The sequence below is a fragment of the Methylotenera sp. E1MeOHC1 genome (assembly GCF_058745595.1).
Genome location: NZ_CP196025.1, coordinates 1,867,684 through 1,893,994 on the forward strand (window position 1 = coordinate 1,867,684; position 26,311 = coordinate 1,893,994).

The 26,311-nt window shown below is 46.4% G+C and carries 28 protein-coding genes; 23 read left to right on the top strand and 5 right to left on the bottom strand.

The features are described 5' to 3' along the window. The first annotated feature begins 6 nt into the window (after positions 1-6). The 8 genes from ACSSU7_RS08800 to ACSSU7_RS08835 all read left to right on the top strand — a co-directional run bounded on the left by ACSSU7_RS08800 (position 7) and on the right by ACSSU7_RS08835 (position 7,006). A complete protein-coding gene (locus tag ACSSU7_RS08800; protein WP_492516124.1) occupies positions 7-981 on the top strand; it encodes a serine/threonine protein kinase in 975 nt (324 codons plus the stop codon). Further along, positions 978-1,889, top strand: a complete 912-nt coding sequence (locus ACSSU7_RS08805) for a PP2C family protein-serine/threonine phosphatase (RefSeq protein ID WP_492516125.1) — start codon at positions 978-980, stop codon at positions 1,887-1,889. Before ACSSU7_RS08800 ends, ACSSU7_RS08805 begins: the two co-directional genes overlap by 4 nt. 50 nt (positions 1,890-1,939) lie before the next feature. Continuing rightward, positions 1,940-2,665, top strand: a complete 726-nt coding sequence (rph, locus tag ACSSU7_RS08810) for a ribonuclease PH (RefSeq protein WP_492516126.1) — start codon at positions 1,940-1,942, stop codon at positions 2,663-2,665. A gap of 4 nt (positions 2,666-2,669) precedes the next feature. Further along, entirely contained in the window at positions 2,670-3,293 is a 624-nt protein-coding gene (gene rdgB, locus ACSSU7_RS08815) for an RdgB/HAM1 family non-canonical purine NTP pyrophosphatase (protein WP_492516127.1), read from the top strand. After that, positions 3,286-3,507: a hypothetical protein gene (locus ACSSU7_RS08820; protein ID WP_012777539.1), complete on the top strand. Its 222-nt coding sequence runs from the start codon at positions 3,286-3,288 to the stop codon at positions 3,505-3,507. The genes rdgB and ACSSU7_RS08820 overlap by 8 nt, the downstream gene beginning before the upstream one ends. Before the next feature lie 6 nt (positions 3,508-3,513). Then, a complete protein-coding gene (gene hemW / locus ACSSU7_RS08825; protein WP_492517784.1) occupies positions 3,514-4,758 on the top strand; it encodes a radical SAM family heme chaperone HemW in 1,245 nt (414 codons plus the stop codon). Between the two features lie 247 nt (positions 4,759-5,005). Then, on the top strand, positions 5,006-6,343 hold the full coding sequence (locus tag ACSSU7_RS08830) for an ammonium transporter (protein ID WP_492516128.1): 1,338 nt from the start codon (positions 5,006-5,008) through the stop codon (positions 6,341-6,343). Positions 6,344-6,364: 21 nt separating this feature from the next. Next, positions 6,365-7,006 carry a hypothetical protein gene (locus ACSSU7_RS08835; protein WP_492516129.1) on the top strand — a complete coding sequence of 214 codons (642 nt, stop codon included), beginning with the start codon at positions 6,365-6,367 and terminating at the stop codon, positions 7,004-7,006. Between the two features lie 57 nt (positions 7,007-7,063). On the opposite strand, the gene argH is transcribed toward ACSSU7_RS08835, so the two are convergent. Further along, a complete protein-coding gene (gene argH, locus ACSSU7_RS08840; RefSeq protein ID WP_492516130.1) occupies positions 7,064-8,509 on the bottom strand; it encodes an argininosuccinate lyase in 1,446 nt (481 codons plus the stop codon). Between the two features lie 278 nt (positions 8,510-8,787). On the opposite strand from argH, the gene ACSSU7_RS08845 reads away from it, so the two are divergent. Together ACSSU7_RS08845 and ACSSU7_RS08850 are read left to right on the top strand one after the other, a co-directional pair. Continuing rightward, complete coding sequence (locus tag ACSSU7_RS08845) at positions 8,788-9,792, top strand: sensor histidine kinase (RefSeq protein ID WP_492516131.1); 1,005 nt, start codon at positions 8,788-8,790, stop codon at positions 9,790-9,792. Continuing rightward, a complete protein-coding gene (locus ACSSU7_RS08850; protein ID WP_492516132.1) occupies positions 9,785-10,552 on the top strand; it encodes a LytR/AlgR family response regulator transcription factor in 768 nt (255 codons plus the stop codon). Before ACSSU7_RS08845 ends, ACSSU7_RS08850 begins: the two co-directional genes overlap by 8 nt. 109 nt (positions 10,553-10,661) lie before the next feature. Here the strand turns inward: ACSSU7_RS08850 and ACSSU7_RS08855 are convergent, their stop codons facing one another. Next, entirely contained in the window at positions 10,662-11,342 is a 681-nt protein-coding gene (locus ACSSU7_RS08855; protein WP_492516133.1) for a mechanosensitive ion channel family protein, read from the bottom strand. 155 nt (positions 11,343-11,497) lie between these two features. Here ACSSU7_RS08855 and hemC point away from each other — a divergent pair, with 155 nt between their 5' ends. The 4 genes from hemC to ACSSU7_RS08875 are packed head-to-tail and all read left to right on the top strand — an operon-like array spanning position 11,498 to position 14,723. Then, positions 11,498-12,439 carry a hydroxymethylbilane synthase gene (hemC, locus tag ACSSU7_RS08860; protein ID WP_492516134.1) on the top strand — a complete coding sequence of 314 codons (942 nt, stop codon included), beginning with the start codon at positions 11,498-11,500 and terminating at the stop codon, positions 12,437-12,439. 48 nt (positions 12,440-12,487) lie between these two features. Then, positions 12,488-13,264: a uroporphyrinogen-III synthase gene (locus ACSSU7_RS08865; RefSeq protein WP_492516135.1), complete on the top strand. Its 777-nt coding sequence runs from the start codon at positions 12,488-12,490 to the stop codon at positions 13,262-13,264. Further along, entirely contained in the window at positions 13,257-14,294 is a 1,038-nt protein-coding gene (locus ACSSU7_RS08870) for a uroporphyrinogen-III C-methyltransferase (protein WP_492516136.1), read from the top strand. The genes ACSSU7_RS08865 and ACSSU7_RS08870 overlap by 8 nt, the downstream gene beginning before the upstream one ends. Positions 14,295-14,300: 6 nt before the next feature. Next, positions 14,301-14,723: a heme biosynthesis HemY N-terminal domain-containing protein gene (locus tag ACSSU7_RS08875; RefSeq protein WP_492516137.1), complete on the top strand. Its 423-nt coding sequence runs from the start codon at positions 14,301-14,303 to the stop codon at positions 14,721-14,723. Between the two features lie 16 nt (positions 14,724-14,739). On the opposite strand, the gene ACSSU7_RS08880 is transcribed toward ACSSU7_RS08875, so the two are convergent. Both ACSSU7_RS08880 and ACSSU7_RS08885 read right to left on the bottom strand, forming a co-directional pair. Continuing rightward, positions 14,740-15,774 (bottom strand): CDP-6-deoxy-delta-3,4-glucoseen reductase, encoded by a 1,035-nt coding sequence (locus ACSSU7_RS08880; RefSeq protein WP_492516138.1) that lies wholly within the window; start codon positions 15,772-15,774, stop codon positions 14,740-14,742. Between the two features lie 38 nt (positions 15,775-15,812). Beyond that, complete coding sequence (locus ACSSU7_RS08885; protein WP_492516139.1) at positions 15,813-16,217, bottom strand: FxsA family protein; 405 nt, start codon at positions 16,215-16,217, stop codon at positions 15,813-15,815. Between the two features lie 17 nt (positions 16,218-16,234). On the opposite strand from ACSSU7_RS08885, the gene cutA reads away from it, so the two are divergent. From cutA to ACSSU7_RS08930, 9 genes are all read left to right on the top strand, one after another. Beyond that, the gene (gene cutA, locus ACSSU7_RS08890) at positions 16,235-16,564 is read left to right on the top strand and encodes a divalent-cation tolerance protein CutA (RefSeq protein WP_492516140.1); all 330 of its coding nucleotides are present in this window, start codon (positions 16,235-16,237) and stop codon (positions 16,562-16,564) included. Between the two features lie 8 nt (positions 16,565-16,572). Then, on the top strand, positions 16,573-18,429 hold the full coding sequence (gene dsbD, locus ACSSU7_RS08895; RefSeq protein WP_492516141.1) for a protein-disulfide reductase DsbD: 1,857 nt from the start codon (positions 16,573-16,575) through the stop codon (positions 18,427-18,429). Then, positions 18,423-18,965, top strand: a complete 543-nt coding sequence (locus tag ACSSU7_RS08900; RefSeq protein ID WP_492516142.1) for a TlpA family protein disulfide reductase — start codon at positions 18,423-18,425, stop codon at positions 18,963-18,965. The genes dsbD and ACSSU7_RS08900 overlap by 7 nt, the downstream gene beginning before the upstream one ends. Before the next feature lie 190 nt (positions 18,966-19,155). Beyond that, positions 19,156-19,605: a type II 3-dehydroquinate dehydratase gene (aroQ, locus tag ACSSU7_RS08905; RefSeq protein ID WP_492516143.1), complete on the top strand. Its 450-nt coding sequence runs from the start codon at positions 19,156-19,158 to the stop codon at positions 19,603-19,605. A 35-nt stretch (positions 19,606-19,640) separates the two neighbouring features. Further along, the gene (accB, locus tag ACSSU7_RS08910; RefSeq protein WP_492516144.1) at positions 19,641-20,093 is read left to right on the top strand and encodes an acetyl-CoA carboxylase biotin carboxyl carrier protein; all 453 of its coding nucleotides are present in this window, start codon (positions 19,641-19,643) and stop codon (positions 20,091-20,093) included. Between the two features lie 88 nt (positions 20,094-20,181). After that, positions 20,182-21,531, top strand: a complete 1,350-nt coding sequence (gene accC, locus ACSSU7_RS08915) for an acetyl-CoA carboxylase biotin carboxylase subunit (protein WP_036303986.1) — start codon at positions 20,182-20,184, stop codon at positions 21,529-21,531. Between the two features lie 107 nt (positions 21,532-21,638). Further along, positions 21,639-22,535, top strand: a complete 897-nt coding sequence (gene prmA, locus ACSSU7_RS08920) for a 50S ribosomal protein L11 methyltransferase (RefSeq protein WP_492516145.1) — start codon at positions 21,639-21,641, stop codon at positions 22,533-22,535. Further along, a complete protein-coding gene (locus ACSSU7_RS08925) occupies positions 22,523-23,554 on the top strand; it encodes a DUF3426 domain-containing protein (protein WP_492516146.1) in 1,032 nt (343 codons plus the stop codon). Before prmA ends, ACSSU7_RS08925 begins: the two co-directional genes overlap by 13 nt. A gap of 86 nt (positions 23,555-23,640) precedes the next feature. After that, complete coding sequence (locus tag ACSSU7_RS08930) at positions 23,641-25,212, top strand: sensor domain-containing protein (protein ID WP_492516147.1); 1,572 nt, start codon at positions 23,641-23,643, stop codon at positions 25,210-25,212. Here ACSSU7_RS08930 and ACSSU7_RS08935 read toward each other — a convergent pair. Continuing rightward, positions 25,160-26,083 carry a hydrogen peroxide-inducible genes activator gene (locus ACSSU7_RS08935; RefSeq protein WP_492516148.1) on the bottom strand — a complete coding sequence of 308 codons (924 nt, stop codon included), beginning with the start codon at positions 26,081-26,083 and terminating at the stop codon, positions 25,160-25,162. The genes ACSSU7_RS08930 and ACSSU7_RS08935 overlap by 53 nt on opposite strands. Between the last annotated feature and the right edge of the window lie 228 nt (positions 26,084-26,311).

The following is a 26,311-nucleotide window of genomic DNA, read 5'->3' on the forward strand; positions in this document are numbered from 1 at the left end:
TTTAAAGTGACCTCTACCAAGAATTTAACAACAGCAAATTTAGCATTAACCGCTGGCTACAAATTACATGACTATGAAATCACCAAAGTATTAAGCTCTGGTGGCTTCAGCTTTGTCTATTTAGCGCGTGATAAAGACAAAAACATAGTCGCAATCAAAGAATACTTGCCAACCTCCATCGCCACCCGCGCAGACAGCGCAACCGTACTGCCCAACGCAGACGACGTGGCTTTGTTCAGGCACGGCTTAAAATGCTTTTTTGATGAAGGCTTAGCACTCGCAAAAATTGAGCATAAAAACATTGTGCGGGTGGTTAACTTCTTCCGCGCCAATGAAACTGTATATATGGTGATGCAGTACGAACGCGGAAAATCGCTACAAGAATATATCTTGAGCCAATCAGAGCCGGTATCTGAAAAATTTATACGGCGCGTGTTCAGCGAGTTGTCTAACGGCCTGCGCGAGGTACACACGCAAAAGCTGCTGCATTTGGATATCAAGCCAGCCAATATTTATATTCGCCTAGATGGCTCGCCAGTGCTGCTGGATTTTGGCTCATCACGCCAAGCGCTCACGGAGAATCAAGCTAAAGTCTCACCTAGCTACACGCCTGGGTTTGCACCACCAGAGCAGTATTACGATAGAAAGCTACTCGGACCGTGGAGCGACATTTACAGCATAGGCGCCACCATGTACTCCTGCCTAACACGCACGTCACCGCTAGCGGCTAATCAACGCATTAAAAATGACTTACTGGTACCAGCGGTTAAAATTGGCAAAGATCGCTACTCGCAAGACTTGCTGCAAACCATCGACAAGTGCCTAAGCTTAGATTACCTTAAGCGTCCGCAAAGCGTATTTTCACTACAAAAATCATTGCTGGAAAACATGCCCAAGACCGATAAAAAGGCTGGCCTAGTACATAGAGTGATGAATGTTCTAAATAAATCGATATCGCTTAACAGCAATAAATCACAATGAAATTTACCATTTTCCAAAATAGCCGTCAGGGCCCACGCCCCTATAACCAAGACCGGCTCGCTTACTCCTATAGCAAAGATGCACTACTACTCGTGGTGGCAGACGGCATGGGCGGTTATCGCCACGGTGAAGTCGCCGCACAGCTAGCCGTCACCACCATGACCGATGCGTTTCAACGCCTAGCACTGCCTGCACTCTCAAGCCCAGCGAAGTTCTTAACTGACCATATCCAGCAAGTGCACGACATGATAGACCAGCTCACGCAAGAGCGAGAGATGCTAGAAGCGCCGCGCACTACTATCGTAGCGGCAATCGTGCAGCGTGGTATGTTGTATTGCGCGCATGTCGGCGACTCTCGGCTCTATCATTTTCGTGATGGGCATTTACTCTACCGCACTGAAGACCACTCGGTAGTACAGTCGCTATACAATCGCGGTATGATAGACAAAAGCGATATGTCTACGCACCCGTACCGCCATAAAGTCTATAGCTGCCTAGGTGGCGACGTACCCCCTAAAATCACGCTTTCAGATAAACAAGAACTATTAGAGGGCGACACCGTTCTACTATGTACCGACGGTGTGTGGGGTGCGCTTACCGATGACCAAATCAAACATATGTTGAATGGCCCCTCCATTTCAGATAACGTGACTATGCTGCTCGACGAAGCAGAAGCCATCAGCCAAGAACGTGGTGATAACATGAGTGCGATTGGGCTACAATGGGGCGATAAACTCCATAGCCAATTAGCAGTTTCCACCGTTACCATGCCGATGGGTGCAACCACCACCATCATGAATCCCATCACACGCCCGGACAATCATGCCAATCTGGATCTTTCCGATGATGATATCGAAAGAACCATCGCCGAGATTCAGCAAGCCCTGCGCAAAACCAAACGCGTTTAAACATTTATACATTACTAGAAATTTCAGGATTTAACTTCAGGATTAAAATCATGCAACAAAATATTAGACCCAGCCAACGCGCATGCAATCAACTCAGACCGGTTGAGATCATCCGCCATTACACCAAGCACGCAGAAGGCTCTGTATTGGTTAAGTTTGGCGACACGCACGTACTATGTACCGCAAGTGTGGATGAAAAAGTGCCAGGCTTTTTAAAAGGCAAAGGCCAAGGTTGGGTCACCGCAGAATATGGCATGTTGCCACGCTCTACAGGCAGCCGCATGGATCGTGAAGCAGCACGTGGCAAGCAATCTGGCCGTACCCAAGAAATTCAACGACTAATCGGCCGTTCTTTACGCGCCATTATCGATTTAGAAAAACTGGGCGAACGCAGCATTCAAATTGACTGCGACGTGATTCAGGCTGATGGCGGCACCCGCACTGCCAGCATCACAGGCGCTTATGTAGCACTACAGGATGCGATTTCATTTTTGTTAAAAAGCGGTAAAATCAGCGAATCACCATTAAAAGACGCTGTCGCTGCCATTTCTGTGGGTGTTTATAAAGGCACCCCAGTGCTAGACCTAGACTATATTGAAGACTCTGACTGCGATACTGATATGAACGTAGTCATGACCGGCAAAGGCGGTTTTGTGGAGATTCAGGGCACCGCGGAAGGCGAACCTTTTGAGCGTGACGCAATGAATGCGATGCTAGATTTAGCAGCACATGGTATTCAACAATTGATTATTGAACAAAACAAAGCACTCGGTTAAACACATGGCACTTCCATTTAATCAACTTGTGATTGCCACAGGCAACAAAGGCAAGTTACGCGAAATTCAGCACTTGCTCAGCCCATTGGCGATTGCAATCACTCCGCAGTCAGAGCTAAATGTGCCAGAGTGCGAAGAACCATACTGCACGTTTATTGAAAATGCCTTAGCCAAAGCACGCCATGCCAGCAAGCATACTGGCTTGCCTGCGCTGGCGGATGATTCTGGCCTGTGTGTGGATGCATTATTAGGCGCACCCGGTGTGCGCTCAGCCAGATATGCGGAAGCAGACCCTGCCTCCAGCCTCAGCCAAGATGCACGTAACAACCAAAAGCTGCTTAACTCCCTGCAAGGTGAAGAAAACCGCCATGCACATTTTTACTGCGTGATGGTGCTGGTGCGCCACGAGCATGACCCCGAGCCTATCATTGCAGAAGGGCAATGGATAGGCGAGATACTCAATGAGTTGCGCGGTACGGATGGCTTTGGCTATGACCCGTTGTTTTTGGATGCAAAAACCGATAAAACGGTAGCAGAACTACCCTTAGATATTAAAAGCCGCATTAGTCACCGTGGCCATGCCATGGTCAAACTACTGCAAAAGCTAGAAAGGCTCAGCCATGACTAAGCCAGAGCAAGCATGGCCTAAATGGTTACGTGATGATGGCAGCGTAGTCTCATGCACCGAAAAAGTTAAAGTAATGACAGAAAACTTTGATGAACTGAAACAGATTGCACAAGATGCGCTGGAAGACGGTTTATTGATGGAAGTATCCGAGCAGCAAATGCGCGAAGCATTACACCAACTGGTAGATGCGCTGATTAATCCCTACCAAAGGTAATTGACCATTAAAAAGATTATTGAAATCAAAGCTGCGGCCGAGTTTGTGCCGCAGTCGATTAACACCGTGGCGCCGCTGGCAGGCGCAGCTACGCTGTCGGGCCTGAGCAATCCGCCTCCCCTCAGTTTATACATTCATATCCCATGGTGTGTGCAAAAGTGTCCGTATTGTGACTTTAACTCACACGAAAGTCGCCATAAAAACGGCGAACTGCCAGAGGCGGCCTATGTTGAAGCACTCATCAAAGACTTAGAGCTTGCCACCCCCAAAGTGTGGGGCAGAAAAATTAAAAGCATCTTCTTTGGTGGCGGCACACCCAGCCTATTTTCACCCGAGGCGATTGACACCATTTTAAGCCAGGTTCGCGCACTTACACCCTTGGAATACGATGCTGAAATCACGCTAGAAGCCAACCCAGGCACCGTGGACATTGCCAACTTTGCCGGTTATAAACAAGCGGGTGTGAACCGGCTCTCACTCGGCATACAAAGCTTTAATGCTGGCTATTTAAAAGCGTTAGGCCGCATTCATGACGACAAGCAGGCGATTAACGCTGCAGAGTTAGCGCTATCCACGTTTGACCGCGTGAATCTGGACGTGATGTACGGCTTGCCCAACCAATCATTAGCGGATGCATTAGCAGATGCAAAACAGGCCGTTGCCCTGAACCCAGACCATCTCTCGTTTTATCATTTAACACTAGAGCCCAACACGCCTTTTTACCATACGCCACCGAGCCTGCCTGATGATGACACCAGTGCGGAAATGCAGGTGGAAATTGAAAACTTACTAGCGCAACACGGCTATGAGCATTATGAAACCTCTGCCTTTGCCAAAAAAGACAGCCAGGCGCGGCATAATCTGAATTACTGGCAGTTTGGTGACTACCTAGGCATAGGCGCAGGCGCTCACAGCAAATTAAGCTATCACGATAAAATCACCCGAGAAACCCGCCCTAAACACCCCAAAGCCTATATGGAGCAAGCCATGCAGGGCAATGCGGTGGAGCGTGAATCCATCGTTAGCCAGGATGCGCTAGGCTTTGAGTTCATGATGAATGCACTCAGGCTGATTGACGGCGTACCGCTAAGCTTATTCCAGCAGCACACTGGGCTTAGTCTCATTAGCTTGGAGCCAGCCATCAGAGAAGCGCAGCAAAAGAAGCTACTCATTATTGAAAATGGCTATATCAAACCAACACTGCTCGGCCAACGCTATCTTAACGAGTTGCTCCAATTCTTTTTAAACTAGCCGCCATCCTAGATCAGCGCAGCTACCAGAGTACGGCTGCCTGATATTAAAAGCATGTAGTAGCAGTGCATTTACACATATACTGCACCAGCGCTGCCATCAACCGGTCAATCCAACAGCTAAACATGCATATTTAGCGACCACTATTTTCCGACCAACCCCATCCCTACATCACCCCACCTGTGGCACATATATTGCTTTTGTGTAACGACACAATAATAACGCCTCTATATTGAACAGGTCTTTTATGCAAAGAAACACTCGTTTACTGCTACCCGGCCTCACCCTAGCATTACTCATGCCATCTGCGGCTTTTGCTGGCGCTGTGGGCGGTGCGGTTGCCCACCCAACCGAGTCCACCATTGCCATCAATAGTGTATGGGTAGTACTGGCAGGCGCATTAGTATTTTTAATGCAAGCAGGGTTCGCCATGCTCGAAACTGGCATGTCACGCTCTAAAAATGCCGTGAACATTATGATGAAGAATTACATGGACTTATGCGTAGGCTCTGTACTGTTCTGGCTGCTTGGCTACGGTTTTATGTTTGGCCTCAATCCAACCGGGTGGCTAGGTACCGACCACTTCGCGCCTAGTTATGGTGGCGATTGGGAGTTTACCCTGCTGTTCTTTCACATTATGTTTGCCTCCACAGCCGCCACCATTGTGAGTGGCGCTATGGCAGAGCGCACTAACTACTTATCCTATTTATTTGGCGCTATCGGCATTACAGCCATTATTTACCCAGTACTAGGCAGCTGGATCTGGAATAGCAACGGCTGGCTAAAACAAATGGGCTTTATTGATTTTGCCGGCTCTACCGTCGTGCACTCGCTTGGCGGCTGGTGTGCGCTGGCAGGTGTCATCTTGCTGGGGCCGCGCTTAGGGCGCTTTAGCGCAACCGGCACGATTCATAGCATTCCTGGCCACAATGTCGGCATGCTGGGTCTGGGTGGTTTTATCTTATGGTTTGGCTGGTTTGGTTTTAATGCTGGCAGCACCTTGGAAGCAAGCACCAATATTGGGCTGATTGTACTCAATACGCAACTATCTGGGGCGACGGGGGCCATTAGCGCATTATTCATTAGCGTTATTTTACGTAAACCTATTTTAATTAGCAGCACGGTGAATGGCAGTATTGCAGGCTTGGTGGCCATTACCGCCGGCTGTGCCACCATGGATGTGCCTTACGCAGTATTGACAGGCTTTATCGGCGGCATTATCTCTGTGCTAGGCGTGCAGCTACTGGAAAAAGTACGGATCGATGATGTAGTAGGCGCGATTTCGGTTCATGGCTTTGCCGGCGTGTGGGGCACATTAGCCGCAGGCATATTCTTAAAAGGCAATATGTTTAATGGCGATCAAATCATTGTGCAGCTGATCGGCATTAGCGCAACCTTTATTTGGGTGTTCTTCGCGGCACTGATTATGTACGGCTTAATCAAAATCACATTTGGTTTGCGTGTGAGCACCATGCATGAACAGCGCGGCTTAGACATTACCGAACACGGCGAGATTGCATACCCGGAATTCACGCACAACGCAGCTTACAAGACCGAGCACTTACCTCACTTACAGAAGCTATAAGCAGAAATTACAAGAACCATCATGGACTTAGTATTAAGACGTCGTGCCATTTATACCGGCCTCAAACCATTTCTAAACGCTGCTGAGTTGGCGCCAGCATTAAGCATGTGGGAAAGCGAGTTTTCGTCCAAACCTACCTATGCCCTGGCAAGTTTTGTGACACGCTGCTGCACCACAGATGACTTAAGAAGAATACGTACGCAAATTTTAAGTGCGCTCATTGCCGCGCTGGAGTCACCCGAGTCACTGCTATTAAGCGACCCCGGCTCGCAAATTGGCAAGCTGACTATGTCGGATGAAAGTGCCTGCGAGGTGGTGCTTGATGCAAAAAATTCGATATTTATCGCACTCTCTACCCGGCTATGGACCGCCGTTGATGAAATGACCGAAAAAAGCATCATCGACTTTATATTAAGAAATCTGGCCCATCTTAAACTGAGTAACGAGCACGCCAGCACTCTCAAAGACTGGTTTATTAACCGCAACGCAATGTTTCCATGTAATTTTGAATTGGCTACCCTGCAAAAGCTCATCAACCTCAACTACATTGCACTATGCGAATATTACGGCCCAGTAAAAGCCGATAGACTGTTATCGCAAGCTACACATGCAGTTGAAGCTGAAGCAATTCAGTTGCAATTTAACCTGCATGATTTACTTTAGATAACAATAAGACAGCAGCACCAATCTAGGCAATTAACCGGTTGGTGAAGCCAATAACTATTTGTTTTCCAGCAGCTGTCTCGCCCGTGCAATCGCGGCTTTTACCTGTGCTGGCGCAGTGCCGCCAATGTGGTTACGGCTATTTAACGAGCCATCCAAGGTAAGTACTGCGTATACGTCATCAGTAATTTCCTGAGCAAACTCTTGTAGCTTAGCTAACGGCAAGTCACTTAAATCTACTTTTTGGTCTACAGCATAACGCACAGCCAGTGCCACTGCCTCATGCGCATCTCTAAACGGCATGCCTTTTTTCACTAAGTAATCGGCTAAATCAGTCGCCGTCGCAAACCCTTCGCTCGCGGCCTGACGCATATTTTCTTTATTCACCGTAAAGCCAGCTTTAACCACCACACCGTTTTCCACAACAGGTAAACGTAGCATGTCTGCATAAATTTCCAGCGTCACCAATAAGGTATCAGCAGTATCAAACAAAGGTTCTTTATCTTCTTGATTGTCTTTATTGTAAGCCAGCGGCTGGCCCTTCATCAACGTCAGCAACGATGTCAGATGCCCATAGACACGGCCTGTTTTACCGCGCACCAACTCCGGCACATCTGGGTTCTTTTTCTGCGGCATAATGGATGAGCCGGTGCAGAAACGGTCTGCAATATCAATAAACGCGAATCTTGGTGAGCTCCATAAAATTAGCTCCTCAGACAGCCTAGATAAATGCATCATCACGGTAGAGGCCGCAAAGGTAAATTCAATGGCAAAATCACGGTCTGACACCGCATCGAGTGAGTTCTCACAGACACCGGCAAAGCTCAAACTCGCCGCTACGTTTTCACGGTCGATCGGATAACTAGTACCAGCCAATGCCGCAGCCCCTAATGGCAGCATATTCATGCGCTTTTTACAGTCCTCAAAACGTGAGATATCACGTTTCAGCATCTCGTAATACGCCATTAAGTGGTGGCCAAAAGTCACAGGTTGTGCCACTTGCAAATGTGTAAAGCCTGGCATCACCGTATCAAAGTTAGCTTCAGCCAAATCCAGTAAACTCGCCTGCAAATTAAACAAACCGGTAATCACCTGCTCGCAAGTCGCACGCAACCACAACCTCACATCAGTGGTCACCTGGTCGTTACGGCTCCGGCCCGTATGTAAGCGCTTACCAGCGTCGCCAATCTTGTCGGTTAATCGCTTTTCAATATTAAGATGTACATCTTCTAAATCCAGTGACCATTCAAACTGGCCTGCATTGATTTCTGCCAGAATCTCCAGCAAGCCAGTTTCAATCGCGTTGAAATCTGCCGCTGAGATAATGCCTTGCGTGCTCAACATGCGCGCATGGGCAATAGAGCCCTCGATATCGTAAGGTGCTAAACGGTAATCAAAACCAATAGATGCTGTATATTTTTTAACCAGCTCCGCTACTGGTTCGTTAAAACGCCCAGACCAACTGGTGTCTTTTTTATTGAGCGCGCTTATTTTCTCTGCCACTTTATTTGCCTATCTAGTATTAACTTGTCTTGTTCCACCCAATGATAAAAATGCTTAAAAAGCACGCTCCGCCGCCTTAGCTTCACATAAGCGCGCCTTTTATTTTTATATCTTCATTTTTACATCTGAGGAAATTAAATTGCGATTGTTGTACAAATTTTATTCAACATTAAAAAATGCTTAATAACAAACTACTTATATGCATTAGTATAATGCAAAATAAAGTCATTTAAGATAAAGCGATTGCACCAGATTACATAAATGCAGATAAAAATCCGATGAGAAAAACGAGCCGCCTGCCTAATTTACGTAATTTAGGGGTTGCCCTACGCATACTCATCATCGCTAATTTAGCGCTGATATTAGGTGCTTTTATTTTAAGTGATGGCATCGCCACATTGATGTATCAACTGACTGGCATTTCTACCTTCGCGCAACCCATTTTGCTAGTTAGCTTGTTCTTACTTTACAGCGGCTATTCCTTACTCAGCAAAATGTCTTATAGACTAGCCATTATCGCCATTTTTATCATGATTACACTCAGTGCTGCGATGGTCTACGCGTTTTTTTCACAGTTCTGGATATTCAGTGACTTACCTTCACTAACACGTATTGTTTTTTACGCATGGATAATGACTGCGATTATTCTCTACTACTTTAATTTACATCATCGCGCCTACTCCCCCGCCGTCACCGAAGCTAGACTACAAGCCTTACAAGCACGCATACGCCCACACTTTCTGTTCAACAGCCTAAATGCAGTGTTGTCACTGATTCGCGACCAGCCCAAACAGGCTGAAACCGCATTGGAAGACATGGCAGATTTATTTCGGGTATTAATGGCTGAAAATCGAGAATTAGTGCCGATCGCGCAGGAGATTGCACTCTGCCGTCAATACTTGGCACTTGAGAAACTACGCCTAGACGAAAGACTAAATGTGGAATGGCTGATTGATGATGTACCGCCAGACATCCTCATCCCACCCTTGCTGTTACAACCACTCATTGAAAATGCGGTATATCATGGCATAGAGCCATTAGTTGGCGGTGGCACCATCACCATTCAGGTCTACACCAAGCAAAATGAAGTGCATCTAATCCTAAAAAACCCATATACCGCACAGAGTAGGCACCACAGTGGCAACAACATGGCACTGAAGAACATTAAAGAGCGGCTGACGCTGCATTTTGACCTAGAAGCCTCATTGAAAAGCAAACAGGCAGGTGATACCTACGAAGTACACATTACTTTACCGAATCAACAACAAAAGACCTATGCTTAGTCACACTCATCTTAATATTATCATTGCGGATGATGAAGCCCCTGCGCGCAATCGCCTGCGCAGCCTGCTAGGAGATATAGAAAATACGCAGGTGCTGGCTGAAGCTAAAAATGGCAAAGAGCTGCTAGAGATTATTAATCACACACAAGATACACAAGCCGCTGCCAACATCGTATTGCTGGATATCCGCATGCCAGAAATGGACGGCATAGAAGCCGCACAACACTTACAAAAGCTGCCCAAACCACCTGCCGTCATCTTTACCACCGCGTATGACAACTACGCCATACAGGCATTTGATATCAGCGCCGTGGATTACCTATTAAAACCTATACGCCTGGAGCGCCTGCAAACGGCGTTACAAAAAGCGCGTGCGCTAATACCGAGCCAACTCGAAGCACTAACGCCACTCAGCCCTAAACGTAGCCACCTTAGCATTAACGAGCGTGGCCGCATTTTATTAGTACCGATTAGCGATGTGATTTACCTACGTGCCGAGCTGAAATACATTACGGTACGCACCGCCGAGCGCGAATACTTAATAGAAGAGTCACTCTCGCACCTAGAACAAGAGTTCAGTCACATTTTCACGCGGCTACATCGTAACTGCCTAGCCGCCAATGCCTATATTCTGGGCTATGAGAAACGTCAGCACGACGAGCATGCAGAGAAGCAATGGGTAGCACTACTCAAGCATGTACCTGAAACCATTAGCGTTAGCCGCAGACAGCAGCATTTGATTCGCCAGACTATACTCTAAGAACATATCACTCTCTAAGCCCATGCGGTTTGGGTACCAGCGAACCCACAACCACAGAGTGAGATAGAGCAAAAACTGCGCATGCGTGCTGTGCTACATGCGCCAAAACCTACTTATTCTTAAGCCGATTGGCATCCAGCTCAGCAATGGTTTTAGCTGCCCAATCTTTACCGCCTAAACCAAACGCCAAAGCCAAGGCCAAGAAAATTGCCCCAAAAACAATCACAAAGAGTGAATGTATCAGCTGCATGCCTATCCCCAACTGCTCTAATGCCACAAATATGGCCAAGATTTGGATACCATATTCAGACGAAGTACTCACAGTAAGAGCCGCCGAAAATTTAATGCTATGCAGCCATGCAAACATCAATTTATTCACAAAGCGCGCCAAGAGCGTACCAAAGATAATCACCAGAATCGCTAAGATAATGCGCGGTAAGTAGCCGGCCAGCTGCTGCAATAAGCTCGCCACTTCGGTAAGCCCCAGCATACTGGCGCCTGTGGTAATAAACAAAATAATCACCAGCCAGTACACCACCTGGCTAATAATGCCACTCAGCGTGACATGCAAGCTACCGCTGTTCATAAAAGCCTCAAGACCAGACCTCTGCGCAAATTTATCAAACTGCGTAAGTTCTAACAAACGTTTAACCGCCATTCTCACCAGCTTTGCAACGATCCAGCCAAAAAATAGAATCACCACTACGGCTAATAACTTAGGTACAAATTGCACGAGCTGTAACCAGAACTGGTTGAGAGATTCAATGAAAACTTCAAATTGATATTGCATTTTTACCTCCTTAACGCTGTTAAAAGTGTACTTTCCATTTCTATTTAACTTTAACTAAGTCATAAGCTTACCTCATAACCTAGCATCATTTAAACACGAAACGGAAACTTTCGCCGCCTAATGCTTGCCTGCAACTGCTGTGTTAAAATCACCAAATGCAAAATTCAAACCTACACACACCTCCTAAAAAATTAGTGATTGCTTCACGCGAAAGTGCACTCGCCATGTGGCAAGCGCGCCATATTCAAAGCCGACTGCAAGCACTCTATCCTGAAACTGAAGTCACTATTTTGGGAATGACCACGACTGGCGACCAAATTCTGGATACGCCATTAGCAAAAGTAGGTGGTAAGGGCCTATTTGTAAAAGAATTAGAAACCGCACTGGCAGATGGCCGCGCGGATTTGGCAGTCCACAGCATGAAAGATGTGCCAATGAATCTGCCAGAAGGCTTTATTCTCGCGGCAACCGGCGAGCGTGAAGACCCACGCGACGCATTTGTGTCGAACGACTACGCCTCACTGGAAGACCTGCCAGCTAATAGCATCGTTGGCACCTCTAGCCTGCGCCGCCAAAGCCAGCTACAAGCGCGCTTTCCGCACCTTAAAATTGAGTCACTACGCGGCAATCTACAAACCCGTTTACGTAAACTGGATGAAGGCCAGTATGCAGCAATTATACTGGCAGCCGCTGGCTTAATTCGCTTAGAGCTAGGCAACAGAATTCGCCAATTTATCGCCCCTGAACATAGCATTCCAGCAGTAGGCCAAGGCGCGTTAGGCATAGAAATCAGCGCTAACCGTCCAGACCTGATTGCGACGCTAGCCCCACTTAACCACCCAGATACACAAGTATGTGTAGAGGCTGAGCGCGGTATGAGCCGCTCGCTCGCTGGCAGTTGCACCGTGCCACTTGGCGCTTACGCAGTATGCGAGGCAGATAGCATCCGCATTACAGGCTTTGTGGCGAGTGTAGATGGTAAGCAAATGCTGGTAGAAACGGCTATTGGCAGCAGAGTGAATGCTGAAGCATTAGGCAAAACGCTAGCCAATCAATTAGTCGCCAAAGGCGCAGACAAGATTCTTGCAGCCCTGTAATCACACTAAGATAATCACCTCAGGCAACCACATTAGACCGGCTTACCCATGCGTACCGACCATCTACTGAGCAACTTGCATATTGCGGTCACCCGGCCACTAGATCAAGCAGCGAGCCTGAACCTTGCTATTACCCAGCATGGCGGTAGCACGATTCCCTTCCCGTTGCTTGCTATTGCTGAACTGGATGATTATCAAGCGTTTGAGCAGCAGCTGAGCCGCATCAACACCACGGACTGGGCGATTTTCATCAGCTCTAACGCAGTGGATTACGCCATGCCGCGTTTAATCAAAAAATTTGGCAAGATTCCCGAACATTTAAAATTTGCAGCAATTGGCCACCAGACGGCAAAAGCGCTGGCGCAGTATGGCGCACACGAAGTACTGGTGCCACACACCCGCTTTGATAGTGAAACCTTGCTTGCATTGCCTGAGTTGCAAGACGTTTCAACCAAGACCATTGCAATATTTCGTGGCGTGGGCGGACGTGAACTGATGGCGGAAACCCTGAAAGCCAGAGGCGCAAATGTCTATTTCGCAGAAAGTTATCGGCGTGTAAACCCGCAGCAGAATGCAGAGCTACTAGCAGCACAATGGCGACAAAACAAACTGGATGCAGTAATTGTCACTAGCAGCGAGGCTATGCGCTATCTGCTACAGATGTCGCAGCATGCAGAATGGTTAACGCATGTCACATTATGTGTAAATCATGAGAGAATCGCAGAACAGCCTAGACAGCTAGGCTTAAAAGTACTGGTCGCAAACGCACCCGGAGATGAAGCCATGCTGCAGTGCTTATCACAACTTGTAAAACATCATGACTAATGCAACTGACACACCATTTGTAGATAGACCAAGGCCTTCCATGCTCGCCGTTGGCACCATGGTGCTGGTCATTATTGCCATTCTGACATTAGCCTGGCAATGGCTTAATACGCGCCACCGCTTCAACGAAATTGAAAAATCACTCAGCATCAAACTAGAAACATATCAGGCACTGAATCAGCAAAGCCTGGCACTGGCCAAACAGGCAGAGGAGCGCAGCACACAAGCCAATGCGCGCACCGTGATTTTAGAGCAAAAATTAGCAGAATCGCGCGACCAGCAGGAAGCGCTACAAACACTATACACTCAGCTTGCAGAAAACCGTGAGGCAACCGCCGTTGCTGAGGTAGAGCAACTGTTAACTATTGCCAAACAGCAGTTGCAGCTCGCCAGCAATGTGAAATCAGCATTACTGGCACTGGAGGCAGCAGACCACAGGCTAGAACCGCTAGACCTACCCAGAGCCGTACAGCTACGCGAAACACTACAGCTTGAAATCGAAACCCTACGCGATCTGCCGCAAATCGACATGATTGCCCTCAGCGCGCAGCTCACCTATCTTACAGAGCTATGCAACACCATCCCGCTGATTAGCGAACGCCAGCCTACCCTTAACATGAATGCGGGCAAGAATCTGGCGCAGGCTCAACCACTGCATGGTGTGCAACAATTCTGGTGGGACATCTGGGACGATATTAAAAACCTGGTTACCGTAGAGCGCATTGACAAGCCTGAACCACCACTCTTGTCGCCAGAGCACGCGTTATACCTGCGCGAAAATGTAAAACTGCGCCTACTTACTGCACGTATTGCCTTGCTACAGCATGATGAAAGCACATATAAAGCTGACCTTGGCATGGTAAAAACCTGGCTTAATCAATATTTTGATACCAAACACCCAGATACAATCAAGGCACTGGTACTGTTGAATAAACTTTCCAGCAACAATATTAGTCTGGAGCTTCCGCAATTGAGCGACAGCTTAGCCGCGGTTAACAGTTACAAACTCATGCTTGAGAAAAACGAGTAATCTGCCATGCTTAAAAACAGATTTTTTTGGTGGGCTGTAACATTATTCGCCATCATGCTGATTGTATGGCTAGCCAGCAATAATCAAGGTTATGTGCTGATCATACGCTCACCGTATCGCATCCAAATCTCGTTTAACTTCTTTTTATTAGTATTTGTACTCAGTGTTTTTGGCTTGCATCACTGTTTAAGATTCCTAAGGTTTCTCAGACACTTACCCGCAATACGGAAAAGCAAAAAAGAAGCCCTGCGCTTGAAGGCAGGCAATACCGCGCTGTTAGAAGGGATGCATGCGCTAGCCGCAGGTGATTTTGAAACCGCAGAGGCCTCGGCAAAACTAGCACAAGAATTGATTCAAAACTCGGATCTGGAAACACTGATCCAAAAACTTGCTGCAGAAAAAAATAAACGCTCGCTACCTTCTCAATAGACAGCAAGCGTTTAAACTAAACACTAGGCGTAGCGCTGGGCACAGGTTTCGCGTAATTAAAAGCATCTGAGTAGAAGGCGCCTTCAGGCAAACCAGCTTGTGCGAAGCTAGCGTGTGCCACTTCAACCATGGCCGGTGCGCCGCAGCAATAAACCTCAACACCGCTTAAATCACTAAAGTCGTCCAGCACCGCCTGATGCACCAATCCTGTACGGCCTTGCCAATTATCTTCCGCTAGCGCATCCGATAACACCGGGATAAATTCAATATTGGCGTAAGCCTCAGCCCATGCCTGAGGCAACGCTGGCATATACAAATCTTCCAACGCGCGCGCGCCCCAATACAAAGTCACTTTGCGCTTAATATCATTGTGTATCATGTGCTCGATAATCGCCTTGATTGGTGCAAAACCGGTACCGCCGGCCACCATTACTATCGGCTTTTCTGAATCGCTTCTATAGTAAAAACTGCCAAACGGCGCCTCAATGCGTAAAATCGCCTTATCCGGCATCTCATTAAACACATATTCCGTAAATTGCCCGCCTGGAATCAAACGCAAATGTATCTCTAATAAGTTATCGGCATGCGGCGCATTCGCCAACGAAAAAGCGCGGCGCTTACCGTCTTTAAGTAGAAATTCGACATACTGCCCCGCCATAAACTGCAGGCGCTCGCTGCTTGGCAGCTTTAAAAATAAAGCCATGACATCATGTGACAGCTGCTCCTTGCGCTCCACTCGCGTGGGCAGAATACGCGGCGGAATCACCCCTGAGTTAATCTCTCGACACTCTATTGTCAAATCCGTGAGCGGACGCGCGCAGCAGAACAATGCTTTACCTGCCACTCTATCCGCCTCGGTCAATGCACTACTGGCATAATCGCCATAATCCACCTCACCGCTTAACACGGTGCCTTTACAGCTGCCACAGGCGCCATTGCGGCAACCATAAGGAATATTAAAACCAGCTTCTATCGCTGATTCAAGAACCGTTTCATAAGCTTTTGCCTGATAGCTATGCCCGCTTGGCTGAATAGTAATTTGATATGTCATGTCGTATGTTTCTGTTTATCTATTTTAAGTAGGTCTAATTAGTCTTCACGGCGAAACTCGCCCTCAATGACGTCATCATTCGCAGCCTGACCCGCTTGATAGGGTGACTGCGCATTAGGCGCTTGGTTACTCTTAATCGGCACCAGCAGTAAAATTACTGCAATCATATCAGTAATCACACCTGGCAATATTAACAACACACCGGCAATAATATTGCGCGCACTGCCAAAAATTGCCTTTACTGGGTGATTGCCGGCACTTAAGGTTTGCAACACGCGTCCAGTAAATAGTGCTTTTTCATCTTGAATTAAGCGCAAACCTAATAAGGCAATTCCCACCAGATAAACCAGCAGCCACCATCCATATTGCTGCCCTAACTCGATCAACAGCCATATCTCAGCGACTGGAAAAGCGAGTAAAATCAAACCTATCAATAAACGCATATTTGCTATCCTAAATAATGTCGAACCCAGAAAATATTTTACTCGTGCTCACAAACGTGCCGGATGCAGCCACTGCTAATCTAATCGCGGAAACACTGGTAACGCAAAAGCTAGCCGCGTGCGTCAATATATTAAGCCCATGCCAATCTACCTACATGTGGGAAGGCAAGTTAACACGCGAAAGTGAAATACCCTTGCTTATTAAAACCACCCAATTACAGTATCATGCACTGCAAGACGCTATTATAAAAGCACACCCTTATGAACTTCCTGAAATAATCTCTATCAACGTAGATGGTGGCTTACCTGAATATTTACAATGGGTAACCACGCAATTATCTGCGTAAGGAATAAAATGTTTAAAAGATTCTCGTATTTTTTGCTACTTAGCTTTTTTATACTTTCAGCGTCTATTAGCCATGCAGGCAACGCCAGCAGCGGCCTGAAAAGCTTATTTACGGGAGACTCTGCAGAAGATGAATTTTTATCTCCAGATGCTGCCTTTGGTGTGACCATTAAACAAAACGGGAAAAATATCCGCGCAAACTTTACAGTTGCACCCAATTATTACCTTTATAAAACGCGCACTAAATTTGAGTTCACGCCCGCACAAACGTTCGACACTACATTACCTAAAGCAGATATCAAGAATGACCCCAACTTTGGAAAGATGGAGGTCTATCATCAGGACTTTACCGCTAATTTACTGCTAAAAGACCAAATCAACGCACCGCTTAACCTCAAAATCACCTATCAAGGCTGTAGTGAAAAAGGCCTGTGCTATACCCCGCAACACAAAAATTTCACCATCACACCTGGCGCTGGCACAGCTCCTAGCACAGCCCTGGCAGTAGACAATCAAGCCACCGCCAGTAACGACAACGCCTCAGACAGCGACAGTCAGGCAGCCAATCTGCTAAAAAGTGGAAAATGGTGGCTGATTATTCTCGGCTTCTTTACCGCAGGCCTGCTACTGGCGTTCACACCGTGCGTATTTCCGATGATTCCCATCCTATCTTCTATCATCATCGGTAAAAATGCACATGTTTCACGCCTGCATGCGTTTAATTTATCGCTGGCTTACACCTTAGGCATGTGCCTCACTTACACCCTTGCCGGCATTGCCGCTGGCCTCTCCGGACAGATGCTCAGCAGCGCACTACAGACGCCGTGGGCATTAGGGTTTGGCGCATTTATCTTTGCACTGCTTGCACTTTCTATGTTCGGCTTTTACGAACTCAAGCTCCCCAGCCGCATGGAAAACGGCCTCATGAACTTAAGCCGCCGCATCAAAGGTGGGCGCTTTTTTAGCGACTTCCTCATGGGCGTACTCTCAGCGCTAATTATCAGCCCATGTGTAGCAGCACCATTAGCCGGCGCATTGCTTTATATCAGCAAAACCAATGACGTAGTATTGGGTGGCGTAGCATTGTTCTCGCTCTCCGTTGGCATGGGCACGCCGCTGCTACTGATAGGCGCATCAGCTGGCACCCTGTTACCCAAAGTTGGCAGCTGGATGAACGCTGTGCGCAATTTATTTGGCGTGCTGATGCTGGGCGTTGCAATATGGCTCATCGCACCAGTTATCCCCATGCAAGTACAGCTGACACTATGGGCAGCGCTGTTAATTGTGCCAGCCATTTTTATGCATGCGCTGGATAGCTTGCCCACCGGCGCCAAAGCCGCACTTAAATTCTGGAAAGGCATTGGGGTGATGATGGTAGTCACTGGCTTAGCCCTGTTAGTCGGCGCCCTTTCCAATGCAAAATCACCGTTACAGCCACTAAGTGGGCTCGTTGCCACAAGCGCTAACGTACAGCCACATCACAACCTTAACTTTCAGCCGATTAAAAGCATAGCCGAACTGGAAAACGCGCTCAAAAATGCATCTGGCAAACCTGTGATGCTCGACTTTTATGCTGACTGGTGTGTGGCATGTAAAGAGCTAGAGCAATTTACTTTTAGTGATGCTCGCGTCCAATCTGCCTTAAAAGACACCTTATTATTGCAGGCGGATGTCACCAATAACACTGAAGACGACAAGGCCTTAATGCAGAAATTCAACATCTTTGGCCCGCCTGGCATCGTGTTATTTAATGCTAAGGCTGAAGAAGAAAGTCATCTAAAAGTGGTTGGTTATAAAAATGCGGATACATTTCTACAAATTCTGAATCAGCGCGGCAGTTGCCTGCCAGAAACCACCGAATGCTAAAAAGAATACTGATTGCATTTTTCTTCACCGCTCTAGCATTCTGCCTAGCGTTAAGCATCGCAATCGCTTTACGCTACTTTGCAGAGCACAGCAACAAACCTAACAGCTCAACCTTATACGCTGCCAATCTGCCGGATACATCCGGAAAATTGCAGAACCTTGGACAATATCAGCACAAAATCATCATCGTTAACTTTTGGGCAACGTGGTGCCCACCATGTCGTGATGAAATGCCTGAACTGATTGCATTGCAGCAATCCTACCAAGATAAAAACGTTGTTGTACTGGGCATTGCACTGGATGATCCAGCACTGGTTGCAGAATATCTAAAGGCTACTCCTGTGAACTACCCTATTTTTGCCTCTGAGACGGCAGGCAGTTTGCTAGGTGAGCAATTAGGCAATGACAAAGGCGTTCTTCCCTACACGGTGGTTATTGATGCTGATGGTAAAATTATCAGCACCCACTTTGGACGCATTACTAAAGCGATTATCGAAGCCACCATCCAGCCTTTAGTCTCGGCGCCAGCACACTAGCTGCAAGTGCAATCTATGCATTTTCGTAGAAATTAAGCTACTCACTTAGCATAGAGAATAGACGAAATCAACTTGGGCAAATTCGCTTAAATTCTCTAAAGTTGCTGGACAAAACCCTTTAACTTCGGCAAACTCGCGTTTATGAATTATAGTAATTTATGCACAAATTGTTTAAAACAGGTGAATTGTCATGGCAGCTAAGAGCATTCTGGTATTACATGGCCCTAACCTGAACCTATTGGGCCTGCGTGAACCACAGCATTACGGTAACGCTACACTTGATAGCATCAACCAGGCCCTAACAAACAAAGCAAAGTTAGCTAACATCACACTAGAGAGCTTCCAAAGCAATTCCGAAGCAGACCTTGTCGATAAAATTCAGTCTATTGCAACTAAAAGCGTAGATTTTGTCATCATCAACCCTGCAGCATTCACACATACATCCGTTGCAATACGTGATGCATTGAGTGCGGTTAAGGTTCCATTTATAGAAGTACACTTGTCAAATGTGTTTGCACGAGAAGCATTTCGTCATCATTCATATTTTACAGACATCGCTGTAGGCATTATTAGCGGGCTAGGTGCAAAAGGCTACGAACTTGCACTGGATTTCGCTATTGAAAAAATCAATCATTCTTAAAATAATAATTTATATTGAATTAGTTAGGGGTCATCATGGATTTACGTAAACTTAAAAAGCTTATTGATTTGGTAGAAGAGTCAGGCATTTCTGAACTAGAACTTACAGAAGATGGCGAAAAAGTACGCATTAGCCGTAACTTCACAGCCAACATGCCGGCACAAAATTACGCTCACTACATTCCTCAGCAGCAGGCACCTGCACCTCAAGCAGTGGCAGCTGTAGCTGCTGAAGCCGCACCTGCAGTAGAAGAAGGTCATGCAGTTAAATCACCAATGGTAGGCACGTTCTACCGTTCACCATCTCCAGACGCTAAATCGTTTGTTGAGGTAGGCGATACAGTGGCAGTGGGTGACACACTATGTATTATCGAAGCGATGAAGCTATTAAACGAGATTGAAGCAGATAAAGCTGGCGTCATCAAAAAAATCTTGGTTGATAACGGCCAAGCCATTGAGTACGGTGAGCCACTGTTTATCATTGGCTAATTGCGGTTAGCTTATTCAATTACTGCTTAATTAATTAGGTCTTACATCAACACTAGGATCTAAATACTAGGATTTCACTTTCATGGCAATGTTTGACAAAATTTTAATCGCCAATCGCGGCGAAATCGCATTGCGCGTACAGCGCGCATGTCGCGAACTCGGCATCAGAACGGTGGCTGTGCACTCCGAAGCTGACCGTGAAGCTAAATATGTAAAACTGGCGGATGAGTCAGTTTGTATCGGCCCAGCACCTTCTGGCCAAAGCTACCTAAACGTCCCTGCGGTCATCAGTGCAGCTGAAGTCACTGACGCACAGGCTATCCACCCTGGTTATGGCTTTTTATCAGAGAATGCGGACTTTGCAGAGCGCGTAGAACAAAGCGGCTTTGTGTTTATTGGCCCACGCGCTGAAACCATCCGCTTGATGGGCGACAAAGTATCGGCTAAAGACGCGATGCGTAAAGCTGGCGTGCCTTGCGTGCCAGGCTCAGAAGGCGCACTGCCGGACGACCCTAGCGAAATCATCAAAATCGCTAAGCAAATTGGCTATCCAGTCATTATTAAAGCGGCTGGCGGTGGCGGTGGTCGCGGTATGCGCGTAGTGCATACCGAAGCTGCGTTACTCACTTCTGTAAACATGACCAAGGCTGAAGCACAAGCTGCGTTTAGCAACCCAATGGTTTACATGGAAAAATACCTTGAGAAACCACGCCATATCGAGATTCAGGTATTGGCTGACCAGCATGGTAATGCAGTATTCCTAGGTGAGCGCGACTGCTCTATGCAACGCCGCCACCAAAAAATCCTAGAAGAAGCACCAGCACCGCTACTCAATGCGCGCTTACGCGACAAAATTGGCGAACGCTGTGCGGAAGCCTGCCGCAAGATTAAATACCGTGGCGCCGGTACTTTTGAGTTCCTGTATGAAAACGGCGAGTTCTATTTCATTGAAATGAACACACGTTTGCAAGTAGAACATACTGTGACAGAAATGATTACCGGTATCGACTTAGTGCAGCAACAGATTTTTGTAGCGGCTGGCGAAAAACTAAAATTCCGCCAAAAAGATATTCAATTACACGGACATGCGATTGAGTGCCGCCTGAATGCAGAAGATCCTTACAACTTTGTACCTTCTCCAGGCAAAATCACTAAGTTCCATATGCCTGGCGGCCCTGGTGTACGTATCGATACGCACGCGTATGCTGGCTACACCGTACCTCCGCACTATGACTCAATGATTGGTAAGCTAATCACTTACGGTGATACACGCGACCAAGCCATTGCCCGTATGCGCATTGCATTGTCTGAAATGATGATTGAAGGCATTAGTACCAACATTGCATTACATGCTGATTTAATGGCAGATGCAGCGTTTCATTTAGGTGGTACAAGTATCCACTACCTAGAGCAAAAGCTTGGTATTTATAACAAATAATTAGCATTTCTAAAGTAGCCAATATAAATACGCGTTACCGCGCATGCGGTATACGCGTATTTGCATTAATATTGTTTAAAATAGGTTAAGTATCAGATAGGTTGAGTATGGCGTGGGTATCATTAAAAATTGAAGCACAAGATAATAATGCTGATTTAATTAGCGATACACTCATGGAGCTAGGCGCGCTGTCAGCTATTATTGAAGACGCCAATGCTGAAACCATTGATGAGCAACCAATTTTTGGCGAGCCGGGTGACCCGCCTCCAGGCATCTGGCAGCAAAATTTAGTCAGTGCTTTGTTTGATGAAGGCGTGGACATCCCCGCCGTAATTGATGCATTAACGCATCAGGCCAAGCTCAGTAACCTGAACTATACGACCGAAACCATAGAAGAGCAAGATTGGGTACGTGCAACACAGTCGCAATTTGATCCGATTAGAATCACCGACACGCTGTGGATTGTGCCAACTTGGCATGAATCACCTAATCCAGATGCGATCAATATAGTATTAGACCCTGGCCTAGCCTTTGGGACTGGTAGCCACCCTACCACCCACTTATGCTTGGCATGGCTAACTCAAACAGTCACGCCCGGCAGCTCAGTGTTGGACTACGGCTGCGGCTCAGGCATTTTAGCGATTGCCGCAAAGAAACTAGGCGCAGATGAGGTAGTGGGTACCGATATTGATACTCAAGCCATACAATCTAGCTTATATAACGCTGAGCAGAACCAAGTAGAAGCTCAATTCTACGATGCGAATCAATATCAGTCTAAAGAGTTTGATATTGTAGTTGCCAATATTTTATCCAGCGCCTTAAGCGTACTGGCACCGGCGTTGGCAAAATCATGCAAGGCCGGCGGCAAGATTGCGCTTTCTGGAATTTTACGTGAACAAGAAGCCGCTGTTTCTGCCATTTATGCTGAATGGTTTGATATGGGCGCACCACAGCACATGGATGCATGGGTGTTGCTCACAGGCACGAAAAAATGCGCGACATAACCCATTGCCCAAACTGCCAAACTCAATTCTTTGTTAGTGAAGACCAGCTCAAGCAGCATGGTGGCTTAGTGCGCTGCGGGCAATGCCTGCACGTGTTCAATGCCAAAGAGCAATTTGTCCCCACCAGCACTCCTACCCCAGAAAGCTCTGCACCCATAGCACCCAATGCTACGCCAGTAGCTACTGACACCCCAACCAATGGCACTGCACCATCTAACTGGCCTACAATTGATCTAAGTTTTGAAGAAGCAGCACCAAGTACGCATGGCGCAGAAACTGAGCCCGAGCCTATGGTGCCAGTGGCCGTACAATCAAGCGTAGCAGCATCTGCTGAGACACACACTGCACCAACTGACGAACACGCCACAGTGCATACCGGCGCACTTGCTGAATTACCGCATGACCCAACTAGCATTGCGGAACATCCACCTAACGACACTGCTGTACTAAACTTTTCCCATCATCACGCTAACGATTTTAATGAGCTAGCCAAACACGCCAAACGGGATGGCAAGAAGAATACTAGCCATCGCTGGCTTTGGGCGCTAGGTACGTTTGTATTATTGCTAAGCGCTGTAGCACAAAGCACCTATTTCTTACGCAATACTATCGCTATCTATTACCCCAACCTCAAACCGCAGCTAATGCAAGCATGCCAGCATCTAAAATGCAGTATAGAGCTACCCAAACAGATTGAGTGGATTGTGATTGATGACTCTGACATGCAGGAAGACCTAGAGCATACCGGGGTAATGCGCCTTAGTAGCAGCTTATTTAACAAAGCGGGCTTTGTGCAGGCGTACCCCAACCTAGAGTTAACGCTGACCAATACTGACGACAGCGCGGTATTAAGGCGTGTATTTAAACCAACAGAATATCTACCTCCCAATACAGACATTGCTGCTGGCTTTAGTGCTGGTAATGAAATCAAGGTGAAGCTTGCCATCACCACGCAGGACATCAGCGTTGCAGGCTACCGCCTGTACGTTACTTACCAACACATTTCCCCAAACATTTAAAAACAATTGCCACTTGACTTGCATCAATAAATGCAAGGGCTTTAGGTATACGATAATAAGCGTATATGACTAAATTGGATTTTTAAATGAAACAATCTTCATCGAATATAGCTTCCAATTACCCCCTATCTATGATGTGGTTAATTTGTTCAGTCTTGGCCATATTGATTACATCTGGTCTTTTAATCTGGGTACAACTTCTACTTGAAAGAAAAGTAACGATGTCTGAATTTATAGTTATCGACTTATCCTTCCTTATCTTTAATGGGTTGGCTATCTATCTATTTGCAAGATATAACAAACGTATACTAGCTACCAGAACAATAGAGACGAATGTTGACATTAGCGCTTTAAAACAAAGTGAATCAAGATTAAGAAAGATAGAAAAATACCAACGAGCCTTTATTGACAGCCTACCTTTCATGGTCTGGATAAAAGACGAAGAAAGTCGATTTATATCGGTTAATACAGTTCTTGCTAAAAGTTTTGGGGAGGACAAGCCTGAAAATTTGATTGGCAAAACAGACTTTGATTACTCATCTAAAGAACTCGCTGAATATTATCGTCAAGAAGATTTAAGCGTTCTACAGTCAAAACAACCAAAGTTCGTCGATGAAACATTTGTTGACGCACAGGGTAAGACTCATTGGATTGAAACTTTCAAAGCACCAGCCATAGATAATGATGGGAACTTATTAGGTACAGTCGGTTTTGCACGTGACATTTCTGAGCGAAAAATAATTGAAAATGAACTTAAAGTTTCGGCAATAGCCATGGAGTCGCAAGAGGGAATTATTATTACGGATGCCAATTCTAAAATTCTAAAAATTAACGATGCGTTTACTAAAATAACAGGCTTTACTAGTGAAGAGGCCGTTGGTAATAGAATGACGCTATTAAAATCTGGCGTTCATGATGCAGCCTTTTATAAAGAAATGTGGCAATCAATTTCCACCCAAGGCTCATGGCAAGGTGAGATTTGGAATAAACGCAAATCTGGTGAAATTTATCCAGAATGGCTAACTATTTCTGCCGTAAAAAACTCCGAGGGTTTGGTGACAAACTACGTTGGAACGATGATTGACATTACCGCTCGAAAATCAATTGAAGAGCGCGTTCATCATATGGCGCATTATGACCCTCTCACCGATCTGCCTAACCGTAGCCTGCTAACTGATCGCTTACATCAAGCACTGGCACAAGCGCGTAGAGAAAACACTTTGCTAGCTGTTATGTTTTTGGATCTGGATAAGTTTAAAATAGTCAACGACTCGCTGGGCCACGATGTAGGGGATTTGCTACTCAAAGACGTAGCCATACGCTTAACCAACTGCTTTAAAAGACAAACCGACACCGTCTCACGTATTGGTGGCGATGAATTTGTCATTTTACTTGCCAAGATAGAAACAGAGCAAGATGTTGCAATTGTTGCTCAAGAGGTTATACAGTCGCTGACAGAAACTTTTTACATTGAAGGGCATGTCATTAATATTTCTTGCAGTATTGGTATTAGCTTGCATCCTAAAAATGGTGATGATGTAGCATCATTGTTACGTAGTGCTGACAATGCGATGTATGAATCAAAACATGCGGGCAGAGGTTGCTTCAGATTCCATAATGACCTTTCCAGTCAACCATCTCAAGACAATCCGAGCTAATCGCCCTAATTGCATCAGCTACACATTTTACCGCTAAGTCTCTGGCATAACTTTTACGCCAGGCTAGCGCCACTCTGCGCACAGGCACGGGGTCTGAAAATGGAATCACTCTCACCAATGGATTTAAATATCGATCGGTTGCTGCACTGCATGGCAATACCGTAATGCCTAGATTGGAAGCCACCATATTGCGTATGGTTTCTAAAGAGTTGCCTTGCAACACCTGACCCTTTCGAGACAAATCTGGACATGCCTGCAATACTTGGTGACTGTAACAATGGCCACTGTTTAGCAGTAAGACATTTTCATCAGCCAGTTCATCTGCGCTCACTGATGCGCGACCGGCCCAAGGGTGATTAACCGGCACCATCACTAGGTATTGTTCATCGTATAACGGTAATGTATTGATGCCCGCCACTTCAAACGGTAGCGCAACTACCGCTGCATCAATCACCCCATTTTTAAGCTGGGCTTCCAATTGCACAGTGAGATTCTCTTCAATATCTAAGGGCATATCAGGTGCACTCTGCCGCAAAATGGGGATAAGCTCAGGCAGCAGATAAGGACCCACCGAGTAAATTAAGCCCAGCCGAAACACGCCGCCAAGCTGGTTATTACCTTGCTTGGCAATCTCACGAATATAGTTAACTTCCTCTATCGCCTTAATTGCCTGCTCAATAATCTTTTCACCGATAGGTGTCGGGTTAATATCCGTACGGCTACGCTCAAAGATCTGTACACCTAAATCTTCTTCCAGCTTCTTAATTGCCAAGCTAAGCGCGGGCTGGCTGACATAACACTTCTCAGCAGCTCGCCTAAAGTTGCGTTCTTTTGCTACCGCCACCACAAAACGTAATTCACTAAGCGTCATTTACAACATCCTGATTATGCATTATCGATAAGCATAACATATCAATAAAATTAAAACATTCAATTATACAAATCAATGTTTGGCCTATACACTGATCCCACTTGCTACTCAACATTGCTTTCCCCAACCACTGAGATGGCAATATAAATGGAGAGAAAAATGAATAACTATTTATACGAGTTACAAGAAATTTTTACTGACATGTTTGCGCAATATGCATTAAGCCAA

Coding starts and splice junctions, on each gene's coding strand:
- accC (WP_036303986.1), top strand. CDS start 20,182: ATGTTTGACAAAATTTTAATCGCCAATCGCGGCGAAATCGCATTGCGC.
- ACSSU7_RS08805 (WP_492516125.1), top strand. CDS start 978: ATGAAATTTACCATTTTCCAAAATAGCCGTCAGGGCCCACGCCCCTAT.
- ACSSU7_RS08830 (WP_492516128.1), top strand. CDS start 5,006: ATGCAAAGAAACACTCGTTTACTGCTACCCGGCCTCACCCTAGCATTA.
- prmA (WP_492516145.1), top strand. CDS start 21,639: ATGGCGTGGGTATCATTAAAAATTGAAGCACAAGATAATAATGCTGAT.
- aroQ (WP_492516143.1), top strand. CDS start 19,156: ATGGCAGCTAAGAGCATTCTGGTATTACATGGCCCTAACCTGAACCTA.
- ACSSU7_RS08925 (WP_492516146.1), top strand. CDS start 22,523: ATGCGCGACATAACCCATTGCCCAAACTGCCAAACTCAATTCTTTGTT.
- ACSSU7_RS08885 (WP_492516139.1), bottom strand. CDS start 16,217: ATGCGTTTATTGATAGGTTTGATTTTACTCGCTTTTCCAGTCGCTGAG.
- ACSSU7_RS08855 (WP_492516133.1), bottom strand. CDS start 11,342: ATGCAATATCAATTTGAAGTTTTCATTGAATCTCTCAACCAGTTCTGG.
- ACSSU7_RS08935 (WP_492516148.1), bottom strand. CDS start 26,083: ATGACGCTTAGTGAATTACGTTTTGTGGTGGCGGTAGCAAAAGAACGC.
- ACSSU7_RS08850 (WP_492516132.1), top strand. CDS start 9,785: ATGCTTAGTCACACTCATCTTAATATTATCATTGCGGATGATGAAGCC.
- ACSSU7_RS08835 (WP_492516129.1), top strand. CDS start 6,365: ATGGACTTAGTATTAAGACGTCGTGCCATTTATACCGGCCTCAAACCA.
- rph (WP_492516126.1), top strand. CDS start 1,940: ATGCAACAAAATATTAGACCCAGCCAACGCGCATGCAATCAACTCAGA.
- cutA (WP_492516140.1), top strand. CDS start 16,235: ATGTCGAACCCAGAAAATATTTTACTCGTGCTCACAAACGTGCCGGAT.
- hemC (WP_492516134.1), top strand. CDS start 11,498: ATGCAAAATTCAAACCTACACACACCTCCTAAAAAATTAGTGATTGCT.
- dsbD (WP_492516141.1), top strand. CDS start 16,573: ATGTTTAAAAGATTCTCGTATTTTTTGCTACTTAGCTTTTTTATACTT.
- ACSSU7_RS08870 (WP_492516136.1), top strand. CDS start 13,257: ATGACTAATGCAACTGACACACCATTTGTAGATAGACCAAGGCCTTCC.
- ACSSU7_RS08865 (WP_492516135.1), top strand. CDS start 12,488: ATGCGTACCGACCATCTACTGAGCAACTTGCATATTGCGGTCACCCGG.
- accB (WP_492516144.1), top strand. CDS start 19,641: ATGGATTTACGTAAACTTAAAAAGCTTATTGATTTGGTAGAAGAGTCA.
- ACSSU7_RS08845 (WP_492516131.1), top strand. CDS start 8,788: ATGAGAAAAACGAGCCGCCTGCCTAATTTACGTAATTTAGGGGTTGCC.
- rdgB (WP_492516127.1), top strand. CDS start 2,670: ATGGCACTTCCATTTAATCAACTTGTGATTGCCACAGGCAACAAAGGC.
- ACSSU7_RS08900 (WP_492516142.1), top strand. CDS start 18,423: ATGCTAAAAAGAATACTGATTGCATTTTTCTTCACCGCTCTAGCATTC.
- ACSSU7_RS08875 (WP_492516137.1), top strand. CDS start 14,301: ATGCTTAAAAACAGATTTTTTTGGTGGGCTGTAACATTATTCGCCATC.
- ACSSU7_RS08880 (WP_492516138.1), bottom strand. CDS start 15,774: ATGACATATCAAATTACTATTCAGCCAAGCGGGCATAGCTATCAGGCA.
- ACSSU7_RS08930 (WP_492516147.1), top strand. CDS start 23,641: ATGAAACAATCTTCATCGAATATAGCTTCCAATTACCCCCTATCTATG.
- ACSSU7_RS08820 (WP_012777539.1), top strand. CDS start 3,286: ATGACTAAGCCAGAGCAAGCATGGCCTAAATGGTTACGTGATGATGGC.